Annotated in this window: 25 protein-coding genes; 17 read left to right on the forward strand and 8 right to left on the reverse strand. The window is 66.2% G+C overall.

Translation table 11 applies throughout. From position 1 onward, the window contains the following. Nucleotides 1-14 precede the first annotated feature (14 nt). Nucleotides 15-299, reverse strand: coding sequence for an integration host factor subunit beta (ihfB, locus tag Q1A36_RS00250; RefSeq protein ID WP_101751336.1), 285 nt, complete (start codon nucleotides 297-299; stop codon nucleotides 15-17). Between the two features lie 311 nt (nucleotides 300-610). Between ihfB and Q1A36_RS00255 the strand changes: the two genes are divergently transcribed. Genes Q1A36_RS00255 through Q1A36_RS00265 form a run of 3 tightly spaced genes read left to right on the forward strand, consistent with a single transcriptional unit; the run spans nucleotide 611 to nucleotide 2,103 of the window. Next, entirely contained in the window at nucleotides 611-1,192 is a 582-nt protein-coding gene (locus Q1A36_RS00255) for a TetR/AcrR family transcriptional regulator (RefSeq protein ID WP_299838054.1), read from the forward strand. A gap of 15 nt (nucleotides 1,193-1,207) precedes the next feature. Next, entirely contained in the window at nucleotides 1,208-1,501 is a 294-nt protein-coding gene (locus tag Q1A36_RS00260; RefSeq protein ID WP_299838057.1) for a YciI family protein, read from the forward strand. Then, complete coding sequence (locus tag Q1A36_RS00265) at nucleotides 1,498-2,103, forward strand: DNA-3-methyladenine glycosylase I (RefSeq protein WP_299838060.1); 606 nt, start codon at nucleotides 1,498-1,500, stop codon at nucleotides 2,101-2,103. Before Q1A36_RS00260 ends, Q1A36_RS00265 begins: the two co-directional genes overlap by 4 nt. Nucleotides 2,104-2,189: 86 nt before the next feature. Here Q1A36_RS00265 and rpsA read toward each other — a convergent pair whose 3' ends face one another. Further along, nucleotides 2,190-3,869, reverse strand: coding sequence for a 30S ribosomal protein S1 (rpsA, locus tag Q1A36_RS00270; RefSeq protein ID WP_101751332.1), 1,680 nt, complete (start codon nucleotides 3,867-3,869; stop codon nucleotides 2,190-2,192). 260 nt (nucleotides 3,870-4,129) lie between these two features. Here rpsA and Q1A36_RS00275 point away from each other — a divergent pair, with 260 nt between their 5' ends. From Q1A36_RS00275 to Q1A36_RS00295, 5 genes are all read left to right on the forward strand, one after another. After that, nucleotides 4,130-4,819, forward strand: coding sequence for a hypothetical protein (locus tag Q1A36_RS00275; protein ID WP_299838065.1), 690 nt, complete (start codon nucleotides 4,130-4,132; stop codon nucleotides 4,817-4,819). 122 nt (nucleotides 4,820-4,941) lie between these two features. After that, a complete protein-coding gene (locus Q1A36_RS00280) occupies nucleotides 4,942-5,295 on the forward strand; it encodes a hypothetical protein (protein ID WP_299838068.1) in 354 nt (117 codons plus the stop codon). A 115-nt stretch (nucleotides 5,296-5,410) separates the two neighbouring features. Continuing rightward, a complete protein-coding gene (gene puuE / locus Q1A36_RS00285) occupies nucleotides 5,411-6,817 on the forward strand; it encodes an allantoinase PuuE (protein ID WP_299838071.1) in 1,407 nt (468 codons plus the stop codon). Further along, nucleotides 6,814-7,656 carry a bifunctional allantoicase/(S)-ureidoglycine aminohydrolase gene (locus Q1A36_RS00290; RefSeq protein WP_299838073.1) on the forward strand — a complete coding sequence of 281 codons (843 nt, stop codon included), beginning with the start codon at nucleotides 6,814-6,816 and terminating at the stop codon, nucleotides 7,654-7,656. The genes puuE and Q1A36_RS00290 overlap by 4 nt, the downstream gene beginning before the upstream one ends. Nucleotides 7,657-7,744: 88 nt before the next feature. Beyond that, nucleotides 7,745-8,221 (forward strand): hypothetical protein, encoded by a 477-nt coding sequence (locus Q1A36_RS00295; RefSeq protein WP_299838076.1) that lies wholly within the window; start codon nucleotides 7,745-7,747, stop codon nucleotides 8,219-8,221. A 3-nt stretch (nucleotides 8,222-8,224) separates the two neighbouring features. Here Q1A36_RS00295 and Q1A36_RS00300 read toward each other — a convergent pair whose 3' ends face one another. After that, nucleotides 8,225-9,133: a DMT family transporter gene (locus tag Q1A36_RS00300; protein ID WP_299838079.1), complete on the reverse strand. Its 909-nt coding sequence runs from the start codon at nucleotides 9,131-9,133 to the stop codon at nucleotides 8,225-8,227. Between the two features lie 65 nt (nucleotides 9,134-9,198). Further along, nucleotides 9,199-9,798, reverse strand: a complete 600-nt coding sequence (locus tag Q1A36_RS00305; RefSeq protein ID WP_299838082.1) for a LysE/ArgO family amino acid transporter — start codon at nucleotides 9,796-9,798, stop codon at nucleotides 9,199-9,201. 96 nt (nucleotides 9,799-9,894) lie between these two features. Here Q1A36_RS00305 and Q1A36_RS00310 point away from each other — a divergent pair, with 96 nt between their 5' ends. Then, nucleotides 9,895-10,761: a LysR family transcriptional regulator ArgP gene (locus Q1A36_RS00310; RefSeq protein ID WP_299838085.1), complete on the forward strand. Its 867-nt coding sequence runs from the start codon at nucleotides 9,895-9,897 to the stop codon at nucleotides 10,759-10,761. 7 nt (nucleotides 10,762-10,768) lie between these two features. Here Q1A36_RS00310 and Q1A36_RS00315 read toward each other — a convergent pair whose 3' ends face one another. From Q1A36_RS00315 to ychF, 4 genes are all read right to left on the reverse strand, one after another. After that, complete coding sequence (locus Q1A36_RS00315; protein ID WP_299838088.1) at nucleotides 10,769-11,098, reverse strand: DUF779 domain-containing protein; 330 nt, start codon at nucleotides 11,096-11,098, stop codon at nucleotides 10,769-10,771. A 55-nt stretch (nucleotides 11,099-11,153) separates the two neighbouring features. Next, nucleotides 11,154-12,680, reverse strand: coding sequence for an aldehyde dehydrogenase (gene adh / locus Q1A36_RS00320; protein ID WP_299838091.1), 1,527 nt, complete (start codon nucleotides 12,678-12,680; stop codon nucleotides 11,154-11,156). A 139-nt stretch (nucleotides 12,681-12,819) separates the two neighbouring features. Then, nucleotides 12,820-13,782 (reverse strand): GAF domain-containing protein, encoded by a 963-nt coding sequence (locus tag Q1A36_RS00325; RefSeq protein ID WP_299838094.1) that lies wholly within the window; start codon nucleotides 13,780-13,782, stop codon nucleotides 12,820-12,822. Between the two features lie 102 nt (nucleotides 13,783-13,884). Beyond that, on the reverse strand, nucleotides 13,885-14,982 hold the full coding sequence (gene ychF / locus Q1A36_RS00330) for a redox-regulated ATPase YchF (RefSeq protein WP_299838097.1): 1,098 nt from the start codon (nucleotides 14,980-14,982) through the stop codon (nucleotides 13,885-13,887). Between the two features lie 82 nt (nucleotides 14,983-15,064). Here ychF and Q1A36_RS00335 point away from each other — a divergent pair, with 82 nt between their 5' ends. The 8 genes from Q1A36_RS00335 to Q1A36_RS00370 all read left to right on the forward strand — a co-directional run bounded on the left by Q1A36_RS00335 (nucleotide 15,065) and on the right by Q1A36_RS00370 (nucleotide 20,253). After that, on the forward strand, nucleotides 15,065-15,487 hold the full coding sequence (locus Q1A36_RS00335; RefSeq protein ID WP_299838099.1) for a VOC family protein: 423 nt from the start codon (nucleotides 15,065-15,067) through the stop codon (nucleotides 15,485-15,487). A 245-nt stretch (nucleotides 15,488-15,732) separates the two neighbouring features. Beyond that, a complete protein-coding gene (trpA, locus tag Q1A36_RS00340; RefSeq protein ID WP_299838102.1) occupies nucleotides 15,733-16,530 on the forward strand; it encodes a tryptophan synthase subunit alpha in 798 nt (265 codons plus the stop codon). A 5-nt stretch (nucleotides 16,531-16,535) separates the two neighbouring features. Further along, the gene (locus Q1A36_RS00345) at nucleotides 16,536-17,117 is read left to right on the forward strand and encodes a VOC family protein (protein WP_299838105.1); all 582 of its coding nucleotides are present in this window, start codon (nucleotides 16,536-16,538) and stop codon (nucleotides 17,115-17,117) included. Beyond that, nucleotides 17,114-17,605: a GNAT family N-acetyltransferase gene (locus Q1A36_RS00350; RefSeq protein WP_299838108.1), complete on the forward strand. Its 492-nt coding sequence runs from the start codon at nucleotides 17,114-17,116 to the stop codon at nucleotides 17,603-17,605. The genes Q1A36_RS00345 and Q1A36_RS00350 overlap by 4 nt, the downstream gene beginning before the upstream one ends. Then, entirely contained in the window at nucleotides 17,602-18,195 is a 594-nt protein-coding gene (locus Q1A36_RS00355) for a lysoplasmalogenase (RefSeq protein WP_299838110.1), read from the forward strand. Before Q1A36_RS00350 ends, Q1A36_RS00355 begins: the two co-directional genes overlap by 4 nt. 43 nt (nucleotides 18,196-18,238) lie before the next feature. Then, on the forward strand, nucleotides 18,239-18,958 hold the full coding sequence (locus tag Q1A36_RS00360; protein WP_299838113.1) for a molecular chaperone DjiA: 720 nt from the start codon (nucleotides 18,239-18,241) through the stop codon (nucleotides 18,956-18,958). Beyond that, nucleotides 18,955-19,680, forward strand: coding sequence for a sterol desaturase family protein (locus Q1A36_RS00365; protein ID WP_299838116.1), 726 nt, complete (start codon nucleotides 18,955-18,957; stop codon nucleotides 19,678-19,680). The genes Q1A36_RS00360 and Q1A36_RS00365 overlap by 4 nt, the downstream gene beginning before the upstream one ends. Nucleotides 19,681-19,734: 54 nt before the next feature. Beyond that, complete coding sequence (locus Q1A36_RS00370) at nucleotides 19,735-20,253, forward strand: hypothetical protein (protein WP_299838119.1); 519 nt, start codon at nucleotides 19,735-19,737, stop codon at nucleotides 20,251-20,253. Nucleotides 20,254-20,261 lie beyond the last annotated feature (8 nt).

The raw sequence follows: 20,261 nt of genomic DNA on the forward strand, positions 1-20,261 counted from the left end.
CCTTTCTACGGCGATCAGGCCTCGCCGTTCAACCGGTCACGCAACAGCTTGCCGGTCTTGAAGAAGGGGACATGCTTTTCCTCGACATCGACCGCATCACCGGTGCGCGGGTTGCGGCCGGTGCGGGCGTCACGCTGCTTGACCGAAAACGCACCAAAACCGCGCAGCTCGACCCGGTCGCCGCGCGCCATGGCATCGACGATCTCTTCGAACACCGTGTTGACGATCCTCTCGACATCACGGCGGAACAGGTGGGGGTTCTCTTCGGCGATCTTCTGGATCAGTTCTGACCGGATCATGTTTTCTACCTGCAAATAGCCTGGACCACGAGGACGGACGGTCGGTGCTTGGCCCACCGTTCGCACGAGTATAGCGCCCAACGCAAGACAAGTCATTTGGTTGCATCGGTTTGATATGCCCGTCTTTTCCGACCGGGGCCGAAAGTCGCTTGCAAGCCCGTCAAAGGCCAGGGTCCGGGCGCGCGGCCAGTCGGGCACGATTGCGCGGCAGGCGGGCCAGAGGTTGCTGCGACGTGCCGCTCCGGCATGGGCATTGACGAATTAGGTCATCCGTCCTAGAAATCGATGTGAACTAGGACAGATGACCTAACATGCCAACGCCCACCACGCGCGAGTTGATTGTCGAACAGGCGGATTTGCTCTTCTACGAGGGCGGATACGAGGCGACATCCTTTGCCGAGATCGCCGCAGCGCTCGGCATCTCGCGCGGAAATTTCTATCACCATTTCAAGACCAAAGACGATATTCTTGAGGCTGTGATCACCCGCCGCATCGAGAAGACGCGCGCCATGCTCGACGGCTGGCAGGCCGAGGGCGTCGACCCGCGCGCCCGCATCCTGTCCTTCATCCGCCTTCTGATCGCCAATCGCGCCAAGATAATGGCCTTCGGCTGCCCGGTCGGCACGCTGTCCCTGGAACTCGCCAAGCTTGATCACGTCGCGCAGGATCGCGCGGCCGAGGTCTTCGGCCTCTTCCGCGACTGGCTCGTCCGCCAGTTCCGGGCGCTTGGCGCGGGCGAGCGCAGCGAGGCCTTGGCGCTGCATCTGTTGGTCTGGTCCCAGGGCGTGGCAGTGATGGCCTCGTCCCTGCGTGATGAAACCATCATTCCCCGCGAGGTGGAGGGCATCGATCACTGGCTCGCCACGCTGCCCGACCTCGCCCCCGCCCGCTGACCGAGAGGAGCGCCGATGTTTGTCACCCTGTTGAAATTCGCCGGTAATGGTGCCGTGGCGCCTGAATTCATGGCGGCACATAATGACTGGATCGCCCAGGGCTTTGCCGATGGCGCCTTCCTCTGCGTCGGCGCGCTCGCGCCCAATGCCGGAGGCGCGATCCTTGCCGCTGGCGAAAGCCGGGCCGATCACGACGCCCGGATCGCCGCTGACCCCTTCGTCACGCAGGGGATCGTGAGCGCCGAAACCCATGAGATCGATCCGAAGCGCACGGTGCCCGCGCTGGATTTCCTGAAGCTGCCGGCATGAGTGGCACCATCCCCGGCCCGGACGGCCGCCCGCGCTGCCGCTGGTGCGCCGCAGCCCCCGAGTTCTTCGCCTATCACGACCGCGAATGGGGCTTTCCCGTCTTGGACGACATCAGGCTGTTCGAGAAACTGTGCCTCGAAAGCTTCCAGTCGGGCCTCAGCTGGCGCACGATCCTCGCCAAGCGCGAGAACTTCCGCGCTGCCTTTGCCGGCTTCGACTTCCGCAAGGTGGCGCTGTTCGACGAAACCGACGTGGCGCAGCTGATGGCGGATGCCGGCATCGTCCGGCATCGCGGCAAGATCGAGGCCGTGGTCAACAATGCCCGGCGCGCCTGTGACATGGTTGAGACCGAGGGCTCGTTGGCCGCGTTTCTCTGGCGGTTCGAACCAGAGGAGAACGAGGCGTCACCCCAAAGCCGCTCCACCTCGCCAGCCTCCGAAAAGCTGTCGAAGGAGCTGCGCAAGCGGGGATGGAAGTTCGTCGGCCCCACCACGGTCTACGCCTTCATGCAGGCGATGGGGCTGATCAACGATCACGCCACGGACTGCGCGATCCGGCCCGAGGTCGATGAGGCGCGCAAGGCCATGCACCGCCCGGCCTGAGCAAACTCAACCGCCCCGCCAACGAAAAGCCCCGCCCCTGCGATCTGCAGGGACGGGGCCAGGTCTCGTGGCGTACCGCCGTCCGCTTAGTTGTTGCGGTTCAGCGCGGCGCCGAGGATGTCACCCAGCGAGGCACCCGAATCCGAGCTGCCGTACTGGTCGATCGCCTCTTTCTCTTCGGCGATCTCGCGGGCCTTGATCGACAGACCCAGACGGCGGGTCTTGGTGTCGATATTGGTCACACGGGCATCAACCTTGTCACCGACCTGGAAGCGCTCGGGGCGCTGGTCCTGACGGTCGCGGGCCAGATCGCTGCGGCGGATGAACGACTTCACGCCGTTATACTCCACTTCGATCCCGCCTTCCTCGATCGAGGTCACTTCTGCGGTGACGATCGTGCCGCGCTTCACGCCATCCACGGCCTCGGCCATGTTGTCGTTTTCAAGCGCCTTGATCGACAGCGAGATGCGTTCCTTGTCGATATCCACGTCCTGGACAACGGCTTTCACCACGTCGCCCTTGCGGAAGTCCTGGATCGCGTCTTCGCCACGGGCATCCCAGCTGATGTCCGACAGGTGAACCATGCCGTCGATGTCGCCCTCGAGCCCGATGAACAGGCCGAATTCGGTGATCGACTTCACTTCGCCTTCGATCTGGGTGCCGGCCGGGTGGGTCTCGGCGAAGACTTCCCACGGGTTGCGCTGCGTCTGCTTCAGACCCAGCGACACGCGGCGCTTGGCTTCGTCGATTTCCAGAACCATCACGTCAACCTCTTGCGAGGTCGAGACGATCTTGCCCGGATGGACGTTCTTCTTGGTCCAGCTCATTTCCGAAACGTGGACCAGGCCCTCGACACCGGCGGCCAGTTCAACGAACGCGCCGTAATCGGTGATGTTGGTCACGCGACCCGAATGCACCGAACCGATCGGGAATTTCTCGATCACGGTATCCCACGGATCGGCCTGCAGCTGCTTCATGCCCAGGCTGATGCGGTGGCTGTCCTTGTTGATCTTGACGACCTGGACCTTGACGGTCTCGCCGATCGACAGGATCTCGGACGGGTGGTTGACGCGGCGCCAGGCCATGTCGGTGACGTGCAAGAGGCCGTCAACACCGCCCAGATCGACGAAAGCGCCGTATTCGGTGATGTTCTTGACCACGCCGTCGACCGTCTGACCTTCGGTCAGGTTCGCGATGACTTCGGCGCGCTGTTCGGCGCGGCTCTCTTCCAGGATGGCGCGGCGCGACACGACGATATTGCCGCGGCGACGGTCCATTTTCAGGATCTGGAACGGCTGCTTCAGACCCATCAGCGGGCCGGCATCGCGCACCGGGCGGACATCGACCTGCGAACCGGGCAGGAAGGCCACGGCACCGCCCAGATCGACGGTGAAGCCGCCCTTGACGCGACCGAAGATGGCGCCTTCGACGCGCTCTTCATCGGCATAGGCTTTTTCCAGACGATCCCAGGCTTCCTCGCGGCGGGCTTTCTCGCGCGAGATCGAGGCTTCGCCGCGGGCATTTTCCACGCGGTCCAGATAGACCTCGACTTCGTCGCCAACCTTGATGCTGGCTTCTTCGCCGGGATTTGCGAATTCTTTCAGATCGACGCGGCCTTCCATCTTGTAGCCGACATCGATGATGGCCTGGCCCGCCTCGATGGCGATGACCTTGCCCTTGACAACGCTGCCCTCGTCGGGCGTGTCCATGTCGAGGCTTTCATTCAGCATCGCCTCGAAGTCTTCCATGGTCGCTTTTTCAGCCATGTGTATCCGTTTCCTTTACAATGTTGTGTCTGGCCATGCGGTTGGCTCCGCCGGTCTTTGGCGTCTCCCGGGAATGACAAAGGGTCGCGGCAATCTGCCCGACCCAAGTTTCAGCGGTCTGTTCTGACCATGTCGCCCGTTTGACTTGGGCGCGATATAGGCTTGTTTTGCAGGCATGGCAAGGGTCCGTGATTGACCCCGCCACGCGCTCGCCCCTATTCTGCGAACGTATTCGTTCCTTGTGACATGGTTGACCCGACATGACGACCGAAGCCGATTTCGACCGCGAGATTTCCACGCTGAGAGGAACCGTGGCGGCGGCGGGTGCCGGTTTGGGTTGGGATGCGTCGCTGCGAGAGCGATACGCCCGGATGATCGCCGAGATGTCACGCGAAATGAAGGCGGAAGTCCGGGCAGGCCGCTTGACCTGGGACCAAGCCGCGCGCCTGGCAAGCGAACAGCGCAACGTGATCCTTGATCTCATCCGGGGACGCAGTACGCCCGTTGGCCGAGCCTTCGCCGAATCCCTGAAAGCCAAGGGCAAATCGCTGGCGACCCTGCTGCAGGAAAAAACCATGCAGCTCTATGGCAACAAAGCAAATTTTGACCAACTGCCTTCAGGACAACGTGATGCCGTCCTGCGCGCCGTAGTCGAAAGCTCTGGAAAGTCGCGCGCGAGCGTCAATGCGCTGATGCGCCGCCTGTCGCGCGCCGGACGCGGCCTGCTGATCCTGTCGCTTGGCGTGGCGGTTTATAACGTCGCCTCGGCCGAGGACAAGGGTGCGGCCGCGATAGAGGAAGGCGCGGTGCTGGGTGGCGGTGTTCTGGGCGGCCTTGCGGGCGGGGCCGCTGCCGGATTATTTTGTGGTCCCGGCGCGCCAATATGTTCCAGCGTCGGCGCCTTCGCCGGCGCGGTTGCAGGCGCCTTCGGCGTCAGTCTGTTCTTCTAGCGCGTGGCAATCTCATGAAAGCGTTGTTGGCAGATCAGCTCAACTTCACACCGATTTCTGGCGAGATCCCGCGCGGTCGACTGTTTCTGGACGGGCATGAGGTCGAACTTGCAGGGGTCTGGATGAGAGCGGCTTTCGCTCTGGATCGCCACGATCCGATCACCGGCTATCTGTTCGTCACCAATGATGGCAATCCCTTCGAAGAAGTCGTGTCAATCACGCTGACCGACAGCTTCCTGCATATCCTCGACCGCGCATCGCTCGGGGCACCCTATGATACCGCGCTCTGGCAGGGTGCTGAAGTCACCGGACCGGGCAAGATCGAATTCAGCCTCGATCGGGACGGGACTTGGCGGCTGACGGTCCTGCCCCGCAGGCAATGGCGCCTGCCCTTGCCGACCAGTGACGCATGGGTCTGGCGCGGTTTCAGCCCGCGCCGGCATTTTCGGATCGAGCGGATCAAGGCGCCTGACTAGGGCAGCCCGTAACCATCCTCTCCGTTTCATTGATAGTGAATTCGGCATTCGCGGGATTGCAAAGCCCTGCCCGGCGCGGCTTTCTTCTGGCAGACATCAGCAAGGAGCCCGCCCCATGCGCTACAGCCGCGACCTGCGAGGATATGGCGAACAGACCCCCGATCCGAAATGGCCGGGCGGCGCGCGGATCGCCGTGCAGATCGTCGTCAATTACGAAGAGGGCGGCGAGAACAGCATCGAGCATGGCGACGCGGCCTCGGAGGCCTTTCTGTCCGAGATCATCGGCGCCCAGCCCTGGCCCGGCCAGCGGCACTGGAACATGGAATCGATCTACGACTATGGCGCCCGCGCCGGCTTCTGGCGGCTGCACCGGATGCTGAAGGACATTCCCGTCACCGTCTACGGCGTCGCCCATGCGCTGCAGCGCAGCCCCGGGCAGGTCGAGGCCATGCAGGCCGCTGGCTGGGAGATCGCCACCCACGGGCTGAAATGGATCGACTATCGCAACATCCCCGCCGAGGTGGAGGCCGAGCATATCGCCGAGGCCATCCGCATCCATACCGAGGTCACGGGCGAGCGGCCGCACGGCTTCTATCAGGGCCGCACCTCGATGAACACGGTGGCGCTTGGCTGCGAGGAAGGCGGGTTCGAATATCTGGCCGACACCATCGCCGACGACCTGCCCTATTGGCATGTCCACAAGGGCAAGCCGCAGCTGATGGTGCCCTATACGATGGACGCCAATGACATGCGCTTCTCCTCCGGTCAGGGCTTCGGCACCGGGGTCGAGTTCTTCGATTACCTGCGCGACAGCTTCGACGTGCTTTATGCCGAGGGCGCGGCGGGGGCGCCGAAGATGATGTCGATCGGGCTGCATTGCCGTCTGGCCGGGCGTCCGGGCCGGGCCAAGGCGATCCAGCAGTTCCTGGACCATGCCCGCAGCCATGAAGGGGTCTGGTTCGCCTCTCGCCTCGACATCGCCCGGCACTGGGCGCGCGAACATCCCTACCAGCCGCGCCCGCGCCCTTCGCAACTGGAGCGCGATGCCTTCGTGCAGGCCTTCGGCGGCATCTACGAGCATTCGCCCTTCATCGCCGAACGGGTCTGGGAGGGTGAGTTGGGCGCGGTCCATGACAGCGCCGAGGGTCTGGCCGCCCGCATGGCGCAGGTCTTCCGCAGCGCCAGCGACGAGGAACGGCTTGGCGTGCTGATCGCCCACCCCGATCTTGCCGGCAAGCTGGCAGCAGCGAAACGGTTGACCGCCGAAAGCACCTCGGAACAGGCCAGTGCGGGTCTTGACGCGCTGACCGACGACGAGAAGGCCGAATTCACCCGAATGAACGACGCCTATACCGCCAAGCACGGATTCCCCTTCATCATTGCCGTGCGCGACCATGACAAGGCGGGCATCCAGCGCGCCATGGCCCGCCGGGTCGAGAACGACACCGCCACCGAACGCGCCGAGGCCGAACGTCAGGTCATGCGCATCGCCGAACTTCGCCTGCACGAGGCCCTGAAATGACCACCACCCCCCCGACCCGCACCTATACCGGCCCGATCGCCGGCCTGCCGCCGCAGACCGACCTGACCACCGACACCGCCGTCTTTACCGAGGCCTATGCCGTCATTCCGCGCAGCACCATGCGCGATATCGTCACCAGCTATCTGCCGGGCTGGGACGGGATGCGCATGTGGATGATCGCCCGGCCGCTCTCGGGTTTTGCCGAGACCTTCAGCCAGTACATCGTCGAACTGGCACCGGGCGGCGGCAGCGATGCGCCCGATGGCGATCCCGAGGTGCAGCATGTGCTGTTCGTCACCGATGGCGAATTGCGCGCCACCATCGACGGCAAGGATCACGTCCTGACGCCGGGCGGCTATGCCTATATCCCCGCCGGGACCGCATGGTCGCTGCGCAATGCGACAGATGGCAAGACCGGCTTTCACTGGTGGCGCAAGCGCTGGCAGCCGGCACCGGGCATCGGCAAGCCCGATGTGATCGTGACGCAGGAACAGGACGTCCCCCCCAACGCCATGCCCGACACCAACGGCGCATGGGCCACGACCCGCTTCGTCGACCCGACCGACCTGCGCCATGACATGCATGTCACCATCGTCACCCTTCAGCCCGGCGGCAGCATCCCCTTTGCCGAGACCCATGTGATGGAGCACGGGCTGTTCGTCCTCGAGGGCAAGGCGGTCTATCGCCTGAACCGCGACTGGGTCGAGGTCGGCCCCGGCGATTTCATGTGGCTGCGCGCCTTCTGCCCGCAGGCCTGCTATGCCGGCGGTCCGGGGCCGTTCCGCTATCTGCTCTACAAGGACGTGAACCGCCACGCGGCCCTTTGGCCGAACCGCTAGGGCGCTCCTCCCGCAGCTGTGCATTGAACCTTTGCCGCTGGCCCGTCAGGCTGGCGGCATCTGGTTTTGCCCGCGCAAAGGAGGTCTCATGCCTCGCACCCTGCCCGCCTTGCTTCTCATCGCGCTCTCCGGTCCGGCGCTGGCCGAGACACAGCCCAATGTCTTCATGGACGACCGCTCCTCGCCCGAAAGCGTGGTGATCTCGTTCTACAATGCCATCGACCGCCACGAATACCTGCGCGCCTGGAGCTATTACGATCCCGACGATGCGCCCGACTATCCGGGGTTCCGTGATGGCTATGCCGGGACCGACAGCGTCAAACTGCGCGTCGGCGAAGTCCAGTCCGAGGGCGCGACAGGCAGCATCCATTCGTCCGTGCCGGTGGCGTTGCGGGCCACCGCGACAGATGGCACGGAAACGGTCTATACCGGCTGCTACCGCCTGACGCAGGTGCAGCCTGCCATTCAGGACATGCCGCCCTTCCGCCCGATCCAGATCGACGCGGGCGAGATGGCGCTCAGCGACCAGCCCTTCGCCAGCGCCATGGGGGTCTGCGCGGAGTAGGGATTACGCCTTGGTGGCGTTCACCGGCGGGGTGACGGTGCGGGCCCGCACCCGCGCCTCGCGCCAGGTGATATAGCTGATTGCCCCGATCATCATCGCACCGCCCACGAGCACCCAGGCATCGACCGGCTCGCCGAAGACGAAGACGCCCAGAAGGCTGGCCCAGACCAGTTGCAGGAAGGTGACGGGCTGGGTCACGGTCAGGGGGGCTGCGGCAAAGGCGCGGGTCATGGTGTAATGCCCGGCGGTGGCAAAGACCGCAACCAGCCCCAGCCAGGCGATCTGCTCCAGCGTCGGCGGCACCCAGTCCATCAGCGCCAGCGGTGCCAGCCCGATCGAGACGGTCAGCGACATCATCGCCACCACCACCGTCGCCGGCACGCGCTCGGCCAGTTGCTTGGCGATGAGATAGGAGAGGCCGAAACAGACCGCCGCCGCCACCTGCGACAGGTGGCCGGGATCCATCGGCCTCAGGCCCGGACGCAGCACCACCAGCGCGCCGACCAGCGCGACCGCGATGGCAAGGATACGGCGGACCGCCAGCTTCTCGCCAAAGATCAGCGCCGCGCCGATGGTCACCATGATCGGGTTCAGGAAGCCGATGGCCGTCACCTCAGCCACGGTGATCCGCGACATGGCATAGAACCAGGCGATCACCGCCGCGACATGCAGCGCGCCGCGCAGAAGGAACAGCCGCCAGACATCAGCGGGAAAGCCTTGCTTCAGCGTCGGCACGATCACCGGCAGCAGGAAAGCCAGCCCGAAGAGAAAGCGGATGAAGGCCGCCTGCGGGGCGGGCAGCGCGCCCTCGAGCCCGCGCACGATGCCGTTCACCGCGACAAAGCACAGCCCGGTCAGCAGCATCCAGCCGATGCCCTGCAGGTCTTGCCGTGTGCTCGTGTCGAGTTGCATCATCTGCAAATGAACGCATTCCAATCCGGGCGCAAGCAGGATCGCTTGTGGGCCGCACTGGCCTACTACCCCAACAGCAGCTTGGCGGCGATGGCCCACATGATGCAGCCGATGGCGAATTCCAGCACCTGCCACGAGCGCGGCCGGGCGAAGACCGGGGCCAGCAGCCTTGCGCCATAGCCGAGCGCAAAGAAGAAGGCGAAAGAGCCGGTGATGGCGCCGGCGGCGAAGGCGGTTTTCTGGGTGAACTTGGCCGAGACCGCGCCCAAGAGGAACACCGTGTCCAGATAGACATGCGGGTTGGCCCAGGTCAGCATGGCGATGGTCGCCAGCGTCGCGGCCAGCCCCGCCCCCGCGCCATTGGCCCGCGCCTGCAGCGCCTCGCCCCCGCGCGAGGCCGCCAGAAAGGCCCGCGCGCCATACCAGATCAGGAAGGCCGCGCCGCCGTATTTCATCGCCACCATCGCCCAGGGCGCCAGTTCTGCGATCTTGCCCATGCCGCTGACACCAAGCGCGATCAGCAGGGCGTCCGAGGCCGCGCAGAACAGGCAGACGGCAAAGACATGCTGCCTCAGCAGGCCCTGCTTCAGCACGAAGGCGTTCTGCGCCCCGATGGCAACGATCAGTGACAGTCCCGTGGCAAATCCGGTGAGATAGGCGTGCATGGCGGTCTTTCCTTTGCTTGCAAAGCCTCTTGCCATGCGGCGTCACATAAGTGAAATTCATTCATCTGCATCAGCATTAGCCAGACTTATCACCCCATGCTCGACTACCCTGCCCTTGCTGCCCTCGCCCAGGTCATCCGTCGCGGCTCGTTCGAGGGTGCGGCCTCGGCACTTGGCGTCACGCAATCGGCCATCTCGCAACGCATCCGCGGGCTCGAGGATCGCATGGGCGTGGTGCTGGTCCATCGCGGACCGCCGCCCGTGCCGACCGAGGCCGGGGCGCGGCTGATCGCCCATTTCGATCGGGTGCGCCTCTTGGAGTCGGAACTGGGCGAGGACGGCACGGGTGCCGTGCCGCTGATCCGCGTCGCGGTGAATGCCGACAGTCTCGCCAGCTGGGCCATGCCGGCGCTGGCGGCGGCACCAGGCCTCTTGGACCTGGTCATCGACGATCAGGACCATGCCGATCAATGGCTGCGTGCCGGCCAGGTCGCCGCCGCCATTACCGCCCAGCCCGGCCCCCTGCCCGGCTGCGACAGCCTGTCGCTTGGCGCCATGCGCTACCAGGCGGTGGCCAGCCCGGATTTCATCGCCCGGCATTTCACCGCTGGCGTGACGCCCCAGGCGCTGGCGCAAGCGCCGCTGCTGACCTTCAACACCAAGGACGCGCTGCAATCGCGCTGGCTCATGCAGGTGACGGGACGGCGGATCAGCCCGCCCACCCATCTCGTGCCCTCGACGGAGGCTTTTGCGGCGGCGACCCGGTTGGGGATGGGCTGGGGGATGAACCCGGATGTGCTGATCGGGGATGACCTGGCAGCGGGGCGGCTTGTCCCGCTGATACCCGGCACCGCGCTCGACATCGCCCTGCACTGGCAGGTGGCGCGGGTGACGGCAAACGCCTTGAAGCCGTTGACCCGCGCGATCCGCGCAGCAGCGGCAGGCGCCTTGGCACAGGGCTGACGCACCCTCAGATGCCGCAAATCTCCGAGCGGGTCAGGAACCGCCGCTCGCGGCCATTGTCGAGGCTGAACATCCCGCCGCGTCCAGCCACCACGTCGATGATCAGATCGGTGTGCTTCCACGCCTCGTGCTGGCTCGCGGAGATATAGAAGGGCGCGCCGCCGATCTCGCCGATCTTCACGTCGCGCTCGGACAGGCGAAACTCGCCCTGCGCATAGCACATGGGCGAAGACCCGTCGCAGCAGCCGCCCGACTGGTGGAACATCACCGGGCCATGATCGGCGACGATCTCGGCCAGCAGATCCAGCGCGGCGGGCGTGGCGGTGACTGTCGACATGGCTTTCCTCCCAAACTGGAATGGGGGCCGCGCGGCCCCCATCCTGTCCCGTGGCTCAGAAGAAGCCCAGCTTCTTCGGGCTATAGCTGACCAGCATGTTCTTGGTCTGCTGGTAGTGGTCGAGCATCATCTTGTGGTTCTCGCGCCCGATGCCGGACTGCTTGTAGCCGCCGAAGGCCGCATGGGCCGGATAGGCGTGGTAGCAGTTGGTCCAGACCCGGCCCGCCTGAATGGCGCGGCCAAAGCGGTAGCAGGTGTTTACATCCCGCGACCAGACACCGGCACCCAGACCGTAAAGCGTGTCATTGGCGATCTCGAGCGCCTCTTCCTTGGTCTTGAAGGTCGTGACCGACAGCACCGGACCGAAGATCTCTTCCTGGAAGATGCGCATCTTGTTGTTGCCACGGAAGACGGTCGGCTGGACATAATAGCCGCTGCTGAGCTCGCCCCCGTGATCGGCGGCGGCGCCCCCGGTCAGCAGTTCCGCCCCCTCTTTCCGGCCGATGTCGATATAGGAAAGGATCTTTTCCTTCTGCTCGCCCGAGGCCTGCGCCCCGATCATCGTCTCCAGCGCGCGCGGATCGCCCTGACGGATCGCCTCGACACGCTTGATGGCGCGCTCCATGAAGCGGTCATAGATCGATTCCTGGATCAGTGCGCGCGACGGGCAGGTGCAGACCTCGCCCTGGTTCAGCGCGAACATGGTGAAGCCTTCCAGCGCCTTGTCGAAGAAATCGTCATCCTCACGCGCCACATCGTCGAAGAAGATGTTGGGCGACTTGCCGCCCAGTTCCAGCGTCACCGGGATCAGGTTTTCCGAGGCGTATTGCATGATCAGCCGGCCGGTCGTCGTCTCGCCGGTGAAGGCGATCTTCGAGATGCGCGGGTTCGAGGCAAGCGGCTTCCCGGCCTCGAGGCCGAAACCGTTCACGATGTTCAGCACACCCGTCGGCAGGATGTCGGCGATCACGTCCATGAACACGAGTATGCTGGCCGGGGTCTGTTCGGCCGGCTTCATCACCACGCAATTGCCGGCGGCCAGTGCCGGGGCCAGCTTCCACGCCGCCATCAGCAGCGGGAAGTTCCACGGGATGATCTGTCCGACGACGCCAAGCGGCTCGTGGAAGTGATAGGCGATGGTGTCGTGGTCGATCTCGGAAATCCCGCCCTCCTGCGCCCGCAACACGCCGGCGAAATAGCGGAAATGGTCGATGGCCAGCGGCACATCGGCGGCCATGGTCTCGCGGATCGGCTTGCCATTGTCCCAGGTCTCGGCAATCGCCAGACGCTCGAGATTGGCTTCCATCCGATCGGCGATCTTCAGCAGCAGGTTCGACCGTTCGGTGGTCGAGGTGGCGCCCCATTTGTCCTTGGCGGCATGGGCGGCGTCCAGCGCCAGCTCGATATCGGCCGCACTCGAGCGGGCGATCTCGCCCACGCCGCCGCCGGTGATCGGGGTCGTGTTGGTGAAATAGCGCCCGTCACGCGGGGCGACCCATTTGCCGCCGATGAAGTTGTCATAGCGCGGGGCAAAGGGAATCGCGGTCGCGCCCTGGAAATGCGGTGATTGATCGTTGGCCATGCTTAAAATCTCCTCCTCAGGATTCCGCCGGCGGCCTCGCGCCGGTGATGGAAGGAAGGTGCCAGAGCGGCGGATTCGCACAATCCGGGGGTCTTGGGCGAGACCGGGCGACTGTCTCACGGGCGAGACAGTCACCCGCTTATTTCTGCTCGAAGCCCAGTTTTGCCATCCGGCGATAAAGCGTCGCCCGCCCGATCCCCAGTGCCCGCGCCGCCGCCGAGGCATTGCCGTCGGCCCGCGCCAGCGCCCGCGCAATCGCCGCGCGCTCGCCCTTGTCGAACCCCCGCATCCCCTCGTCGCGCTGAAGCACATCCGAGGCCGGGCGCGGCCGGATCTCGCCCTCGCGCGGCAGGCCCAGCAGCTTGCGGGCGGCGCGGGTGGCGCCGATGGTCAGGTCATCCTCGTCGACCGCGATCAGCGCCGCGCCGCCCGAAAGATGTTGGGCAAGCCGCTCCTCAGAGGCCAGCACGATGCGGGCCGAGGGGAAACTTGCGCGGAACAGCAGCGCCTCGATCGAGGCCGCCGCCTGCCCCACCTGCGCCGCGATCAGCCGGTTATAGTCATCGGCCTGCACCGGGCGGACCGAACTGACATCCAGCGCCGCGATCAGCCGCCCGTCCGGGCCCCAGATCGGTGCATCCATGCAGGACATGGCGGTGTTGCGGGTGTGGAAATGCTCGTCGCGGGTGATGGTCAGCGCCCTGCCCTCGGCCAGGCAGGTGCCGATGCCATTGGTGCCCTGCGCCGCCTCGGACCAGTCGAACCCTTCGCTGAGGCCCCAACCGGCGAATTGCGCCGCATCGCCGTCGCGCACCCGCTGCGCCAGAACCAGCCCCTCGGCATCGGTCAGAAGCACGTTGCAGCCCGAGAGGCCGACCAGTTCGAACAACTGATCGAGTTGCGGATGGGCGACATGCATGAGCAGGTCCATCGCCTCGCGCCGCCCGGCAAGTTCCGACCCCAGCACCCGCGCCGGCAGCCGCGTCGCCGCCGGGTCGAGTCCGTATTTCACCAACGACCGGCGCCACGAGCTGACCAGCGCCGAAGCCGCGCTGGCGGATTGCGACTGCTCGGCCACGAAATCGGCATGGGATTTGCGCATAAGGATGGTTCCTCCCCAGGGAAACCATAGCAAATGCGGGCGCAACGGGGCGAGGCGCAATGCGCCGCACCCTATGGGACATAGGTCGAAGGAGGGCGAGGATCAGCCGCTGAAGAGGAAATGCAGGACGTCGCCGTCCTTGACCTCGTAGGTCTTGCCCTCGACGCGCAGCTTGCCGGCCTCGCGCGCCCCCGCCTCGCCATTCCCGGCAACGTAGTCGAGATAGGCGATGGTTTCGGCCCTGATAAAACCCTTCTCGAAATCGCCATGGATCTCGCCTGCCGCCTGCGGCGCCAGCGTGCCCTTGCGGATGGTCCAGGCCCGGGCCTCTTTCGGGCCGACGGTGAAATAGGTCTGCAGGCCCAGAAGGTCATAGGCGGCGCGGATCAGGCGATCCAGCCCGGCCTCTTCCAGCCCCATCTCGCCGAGGAACATCTCCTGCTCATCGGCGGGCAACTGGCTGATCTCTTCCTCGATCTTGGCCGAGATCACCACCGAGCCATTGCCTTGCGCCGCCGCCATCTCGGCCACGCGGGCCGACTGGCTGTTGCCCTTGGCCGCGTTCTCTTCCTCGACATTGCAGACGTAAAGCACGGGCTTGGCGGTCAGCAGCTGCAGCATGTTCCAGGCCTTGCGGTCCTCGTCATCGACCTTGACGGTGCGCGCGGGCTGACCGGCCTCCAGCGCCACCAGCGCCGCCTTCATCAGCTTTTCCTGCGCCGCCGCCTCCTTGTCGCCGCCCTTCAGCTTGCGCTGCAGGTTGGCCAGACGACGCTCGATCGATTCCATGTCGGCGATCATCAGCTCGGTCTCGATCACCTCTGCATCGGCGATCGGGTCAACGCGGCCCTCGACATGGGTGACGTCGCCATCCTCGAAGCAGCGCAGCACATGGGCGATGGCATCGACCTCGCGGATATTGGCGAGGAACTGGTTGCCAAGCCCCTCGCCCTTGCTGGCGCCCTTCACCAGACCGGCGATGTCAACGAAGGTGATCCGCGTCGGGATGATCTGTTTCGAGGTGGCAATCGCCGCCAGCTTGTCCAGCCGCGGGTCGGGCACCGCCACCTCGCCCACGTTCGGCTCGATGGTGCAGAAGGGGAAATTCGCAGCCTGCGCGGCGGCGGTTTTCGTCAGCGCGTTGAACAGCGTCGACTTGCCGACATTCGGCAGCCCGACGATCCCCATGCGAAAGCCCATGATTGCAACCTTTCCTGAATTCGGCGGTTACTTAGAGCCGGGGCGGGCACAAGTCCAGCCTGACGGCGGAAAGGATCCTCTCATGCAGTTCATCCCCTATCTCTCTTTTCAGGGCGAATGCCGCCCGGCCTTCACCACCTATGCCGAGATCTTCGACGGCACGCTGGAGCTGATGCCCTTCTCGGACATGCCGCCGGGCGACGGGATGCCGAGCCTGCCGCCCGAGCAGGCGGGCTGGATCATGCACGGATCGGTCACTCTGCCCGATGGCGGGTTGCTGATGGGCGCCGACATGCCGCCGCAATTCGGCGGCGAGCGCATGGCCGGGGCCTCGGTGGCGATCTCGTTGCCCTCGCCCGCCGAGGTGAACCGGGTCTTCGACGCGCTGAAGGCGGATGCGCAGCGGATCGCGATGGAGGTCGGCCCGACTTTCTTCTCGCCCGCCTTCGGCATGGTCACGGACCGCTTTGGAACCAGCTGGATGATCATGACCGAGCCGCAATAGGCGCGGCAGAGGGGCATCGGGCGACAGCGGGCTTCCGCTGAGGCGGTTGGATGCAGGCGCTTTATGGCGCCACCACATCGAACAGCTGTTCAGCTCTGACCGTCACCAAAGCGGACGCCCGGAGGGCGGTCGTCCGCTGGCCCGGCGCGCTTCGCGCTGGATTCCGGGCCGGGTCTCCTGTCCGCCGCATTGCACCGCAGGCTCAGAGAAGCTAGTGCTAACAGCCGGACAAGACGGGGCGGGATATGACCAGAATCGACGACACTTTCGCGCGGCTCAAGGCCGAGGGCAAAAAGGCTTTCGTGGCCTATATCATGGCCTCGGACCCCGACGAGGCGACCACCGCCGAGATCCTGCGCGGCCTGCCCGGCGCCGGCGTCGACATCATCGAACTGGGCATGCCCTTCACCGACCCGATGGCCGATGGCCCCACGATCCAGCACGCCGGCCAGCGGGCACTGGCGGCGGGGGGCAGCGTCACCCGCACGCTCGCGATGCTGCGCGAATTCCGCAAGACCGACACCACCACGCCCGTCGTGCTGATGGGCTATTACAACCCGATCTATGCAAGGCGCGGCGGAGTCGATCGCTTTCTCGAAGAGGCGGTCGAGGCCGGTGTCGACGGCCTGATCGTCGTCGATCTGCCGCCCGAGGAAGATGCAGAACTCTGCATCCCCGCCGGCAAGGCCGGGCTCAATTTCATCCGCCTCGCCACCCCCACCACCGATGACCGCCGCCTGCCCGCCGTGGTGAAGAATACGAGCGGCTTCGTCTACTACGTCTCTGTCACCGGCATCACCGGCGGCCCCGCCGCCAATGCCGCCGAAGTGGCCCCCGAGGTCGCCCGCATCCGCGCCGCCGCCGGCCTGCCGGTCGTGGTGGGCTTCGGCATCTCGACCCCCGAGGCGGCAGAATCCGTGGCCAGCGTCGCCGATGGCTGCGTGGTTGGCAGCGCCATCGTCAAGATGATCGGCGAAGGCCGCCCGGTGCCCGAAATTCTGGGCTTCGTGTCCGAACTGGCTGCCGGGGCGCATCGGGGCTGAGGCTGATGACCGCGCTGGCCCTCGACCACATCGTCATCGCCGCCGAAACGCTGGCCGAGGGGGTGGACTGGCTGACCGCCCGGCTCGGCACCCCGCCCCTGCCCGGCGGCAAGCACCCGCTGATGGGCACGCATAATGCGCTGTGGCACTTGGGCGGGCGCGAATACCTGGAAGTCATCGCAATCGACCCCGAGGCCCCGGCCCCGTCGCGGCCCCGCTGGTTCGGACTGGATCACTTCAGCGGCCCGCCGCGACTGGTGGCCTGGGTCGCCCGCAGCAGCCCGCTGACCGCACCCGAGGGCAGCACGATCAGCGAGGCGAGCCGGGGCGACCTCAGCTGGCGCATCGCCATTCCCGACAGCGGGGTCTCGGCTGCGAATGGCATCGCGCCCCTGCTGATCGACTGGGGCGATGGCCCGCATCCGACCAGCCGGATGCCCGAGCAGAGCCTGCGCCTGACCGCACTGACGCTCTCGCATCCGAACCCGCCCACGCTGGCGCTCACCGATCCGCGCATCACCGAGACCACCGGCCCCCTTGGCCTCTCGGCCCGGATCGTCAGCTACCAGGGCGAGGTCAGCCTGTGATCCGCGACAGCCGCGCCGAGGATGCCGCTGCCATCGCCGCGATCTGGAACCCGATCATCCGCGACACCGCCATCACCTTCTGGCCGACCGAGCGCGGCGAGGCCGAGATTGCGGCGATCATCGCCGAGCGTCAGAGACAGGGCTTTGCGCATCTGGTCATGGAGGCCGATGGCGCGATCATCGGCTTTGCCAGCTATGCCCAGTTTCGCGGCGGCGGCGGCTATGCGCGTTCCATGGAGCACACCATCCATGTCGCACCCGAGGCGCGGGGCACAGGGACAGGCCGCGCGCTGATGATCGCGCTGGAAGATCACGCCCGCGCCGCCGGCCACCGGCTGATGATCGGCGCCATCACCGCCAGCAACGAGGGTTCGGTGCGGTTCCACGACCGCATGGGCTATGCCCATTGGGGCCGCATCCCGGCGGCGGGCTGGAAGTTCGGCACCTTCCACGACCTGATCTTCATGGGCAAGGACCTCGCCGCGTGATCTGGCTCGCCGCCGGCTTTGCCGCGATCTACGGGCTGCGCCATGCCGGGGCCGCGCCGTCTTGGGCCGGCAGCATCGCCAAGACCGCCGCGACCGCGCTTCTGGCCCTCACCGCCCTGCTGGCAGACGCGCCGCCCTTGCTGATCGCCGGCCTCGCCCTCGGCGCTGCTGGCGATTTCGCCCTGTCGCGCCCCGGCCAGCCCGCCTTTCTGGCCGGCATGGGCGCCTTTGCCGCCGGGCATCTGGCCTATATCCTGATGATGTGGACGCCAGCGGGCGTCGGACAGATCTGGCCCCTGGGGCTGGTCATGCTGGCGCTGGCGATCTCGACCGAATTCTGGCTGATCCCGCGCACGGGCGGGTTGCGCTGGCCGGTCCGGGCCTATGTGCTCATCATCTCGCTGATGGCGCTGGCGGCGCTGAGCCTGCCGCCGGACCAGACCCTCACCCGCATCGGCGCGGGGTTGTTCGTCCTCTCGGACCTGCTCCTCGCCATCCATCTCTTCGTCGCGCCGCGCCGCCTCTTGGCCCTGACGCTCTGGCCTGCCTATTGGTGCGGTCAGGCGCTGATCCTGATGGGCCAACTGTGACCCGCTGGCCCCCTGCGCCGAAGCACGATAATCTGCCCCGATGATGGATCAGGTGATACCGCCACTCGACGCCCCCGAACTGCCGAAGCCCCGCAGCTTCTGGCAGCGAATCGCCGACCGGCTGGCGGCGATGCTGTCGCCGCGCCCGGCCTCGGTGGCGCCGGAACGCTCGGTGGCCTTCTCGATCGCCATCATCGCCCTGGGCGCAAAACTCGCCAAGGCCGATGGCGCGGTGGCGAAATCCGAGGTGGCCGCCTTCCGCCGGCTCTTCGTCATCCCGCGCGCCGAGGAAAAGAACGCCGCCCGGGTCTTCGATCTCGCCCGGCAGGACGTGGCCGGATACGACGCATGGGCGCGGCGCATCGCCGCCATGTTCCCGCCCGCCGATCCGGTGCTTCTGGACGTGATCGAGGGGCTGTTCATCATCGCGCTGGCCGATGGCGGGCTGCATCAGGCGGAAGTGGCGTTCATCGACGAGGTGGGCCGCATCTTCGGCCTCACCCCGGCGCGCATCGCCGCCATCCGCATGCGCCATGACCCCAATCGCGGCTGCGCCCCCTGCGAGGTGCTGGGCCTCGCCCCCGACACGCCCCTGCCCGAGGCGCGCAAACGCTATCGCTCGCTGATCCGCGAGGCCCATCCCGACCGCGCCATCGCCCGCGGCCTGCCGCCCGAGGCCGTGCGTCTGGCCGAGGCCCGCACCCGCCGCCTGACGGAAGCCTGGGAGCAGTTCCGCAACATGCAGCAGGTCCCCGCAGGATGAGCCGTCTGCGTCTGCTGGCCAGCCACTGGGCGATTCTGGTGATGGCGCTGGCCTTCCTCGCCGGTCTGGTGATCACCGCAGCCGGTCCGCTCTGGCTGTGGCTCTTGGTGCCGCTCGGCGTGGCGCTGCAATTCGTGAACGAATACGGGATGCACCGTTTCCTGTTCCACCTGCCGCCGCCGCGCACGCAATGGCGCTTTGACCTGATGTATCAGGCGCATTACGGCCATCACGATTTTCCGACCGTGCCCGGGCTGTTCTTCGTGCCGTGGTGGATCGCCCTGCCGATGCTCGGCACGCACTACCTGATCGCCAGCGCGATCGGCGGGCTGCTGTTCCCCGACCTCGGCTGGCAGGTCGGCGCGGCGGTGATCCTTGTGGGCGGCGTCGGCACCTTTTTGGCCTATGAGTGGTTCCATGCCACCGCCCATCTGCCGGTCAAGAAAACCGCCGCCGAGCGCCATGTGACCGCGCTGCACAACCAGCACCATTTCCGCGACTTCTCGCGCTGGTTCCATGTCTCGCCCGGCGGCGAGGTGATCGACCGCGCGCTTGGCACCGCCATCGATCGCGAGGCGCTGAAGGGCGCGCAGCGGGCCGAATTCATGACAACGCTTGGCCTGCCGCCCGACGATCCGCGACTGATCGCCGCCCGCCGCCGTTTTGGCCCCCGCCACGGCATTACCGAGGCACAGATCGCCCGCGCCGCAAGGCTGGGCTGACCTGTCGCAGCCTTGCGACTTGCGCCAGCGCCGCTCAGCCCCCACATTCGGCGGATGAAACGCATCTACGCCCTGCCCGTGATCGCCCTTCTGGCCGCTGCGCCCTTCGCGCTGGCCCAGCAGGAGAACGCGCCCGATCTTCCGGCGCCGGATTACCAATACACCCCGCCGCTGGCCGACGAGGCCCCCGGCGCGCCTGCCCCCGATGCCGGTGGCTCCATGGCCGAGGGCGGCGACCTGATCGAGCGCGGGATGGGGATGTTCCTCGACAACCTGCTGAACGACATGGCGCCCGAGATCGACGGGCTGTCGCGCGATTTGGGCGGCGCTTTGTCGATGCTGGGGCCGGTAATGACCGACCTCTCGACGCTGGTCGATGACATCTCGAACTACCAGACGCCCGAGCGGCTGGAAAACGGCGACATCATCATCCGCCGCAAGGCCGATGCCCCGCCGCCGCCGCCGATCGGGGAAAGCCTGCGCGGCTTTGGCCGGGGCACGCCCGAGGGCGCGCCCGCACCCGAGCGCCGGCAGCTGCCGGTCGATCCCTACCAACCTCAGGTAGAACTTTAGGTTATCAT

The sequence above is a fragment of the uncultured Paracoccus sp. genome (genome assembly GCF_947487305.1).
In the GTDB taxonomy this organism is placed as follows: Bacteria; Pseudomonadota; Alphaproteobacteria; order Rhodobacterales; family Rhodobacteraceae; genus Paracoccus.

Bases quoted from the DNA above. Each gene is read 5' to 3' on its own strand.
- Q1A36_RS00345 (WP_299838105.1), top strand. From the start codon at position 16,536: ATGACCGCGCTGGCCCTCGACCACATCGTCATCGCCGCCGAAACGCTG.
- puuE (WP_299838071.1), top strand. From the start codon at position 5,411: ATGCGCTACAGCCGCGACCTGCGAGGATATGGCGAACAGACCCCCGAT.
- Q1A36_RS00365 (WP_299838116.1), top strand. From the start codon at position 18,955: ATGAGCCGTCTGCGTCTGCTGGCCAGCCACTGGGCGATTCTGGTGATG.
- ychF (WP_299838097.1), bottom strand. From the start codon at position 14,982: ATGGGCTTTCGCATGGGGATCGTCGGGCTGCCGAATGTCGGCAAGTCG.
- Q1A36_RS00310 (WP_299838085.1), top strand. From the start codon at position 9,895: ATGCTCGACTACCCTGCCCTTGCTGCCCTCGCCCAGGTCATCCGTCGC.
- adh (WP_299838091.1), bottom strand. From the start codon at position 12,680: ATGGCCAACGATCAATCACCGCATTTCCAGGGCGCGACCGCGATTCCC.
- Q1A36_RS00335 (WP_299838099.1), top strand. From the start codon at position 15,065: ATGCAGTTCATCCCCTATCTCTCTTTTCAGGGCGAATGCCGCCCGGCC.
- Q1A36_RS00370 (WP_299838119.1), top strand. From the start codon at position 19,735: ATGAAACGCATCTACGCCCTGCCCGTGATCGCCCTTCTGGCCGCTGCG.
- Q1A36_RS00275 (WP_299838065.1), top strand. From the start codon at position 4,130: ATGACGACCGAAGCCGATTTCGACCGCGAGATTTCCACGCTGAGAGGA.
- ihfB (WP_101751336.1), bottom strand. From the start codon at position 299: ATGATCCGGTCAGAACTGATCCAGAAGATCGCCGAAGAGAACCCCCAC.
- Q1A36_RS00255 (WP_299838054.1), top strand. From the start codon at position 611: ATGCCAACGCCCACCACGCGCGAGTTGATTGTCGAACAGGCGGATTTG.
- Q1A36_RS00315 (WP_299838088.1), bottom strand. From the start codon at position 11,098: ATGTCGACAGTCACCGCCACGCCCGCCGCGCTGGATCTGCTGGCCGAG.
- Q1A36_RS00260 (WP_299838057.1), top strand. From the start codon at position 1,208: ATGTTTGTCACCCTGTTGAAATTCGCCGGTAATGGTGCCGTGGCGCCT.
- Q1A36_RS00300 (WP_299838079.1), bottom strand. From the start codon at position 9,133: ATGCAACTCGACACGAGCACACGGCAAGACCTGCAGGGCATCGGCTGG.
- Q1A36_RS00325 (WP_299838094.1), bottom strand. From the start codon at position 13,782: ATGCGCAAATCCCATGCCGATTTCGTGGCCGAGCAGTCGCAATCCGCC.
- Q1A36_RS00280 (WP_299838068.1), top strand. From the start codon at position 4,942: ATGAGAGCGGCTTTCGCTCTGGATCGCCACGATCCGATCACCGGCTAT.
- rpsA (WP_101751332.1), bottom strand. From the start codon at position 3,869: ATGGCTGAAAAAGCGACCATGGAAGACTTCGAGGCGATGCTGAATGAA.
- Q1A36_RS00265 (WP_299838060.1), top strand. From the start codon at position 1,498: ATGAGTGGCACCATCCCCGGCCCGGACGGCCGCCCGCGCTGCCGCTGG.
- Q1A36_RS00305 (WP_299838082.1), bottom strand. From the start codon at position 9,798: ATGCACGCCTATCTCACCGGATTTGCCACGGGACTGTCACTGATCGTT.
- Q1A36_RS00290 (WP_299838073.1), top strand. From the start codon at position 6,814: ATGACCACCACCCCCCCGACCCGCACCTATACCGGCCCGATCGCCGGC.
- Q1A36_RS00360 (WP_299838113.1), top strand. From the start codon at position 18,239: ATGGATCAGGTGATACCGCCACTCGACGCCCCCGAACTGCCGAAGCCC.
- trpA (WP_299838102.1), top strand. From the start codon at position 15,733: ATGACCAGAATCGACGACACTTTCGCGCGGCTCAAGGCCGAGGGCAAA.
- Q1A36_RS00295 (WP_299838076.1), top strand. From the start codon at position 7,745: ATGCCTCGCACCCTGCCCGCCTTGCTTCTCATCGCGCTCTCCGGTCCG.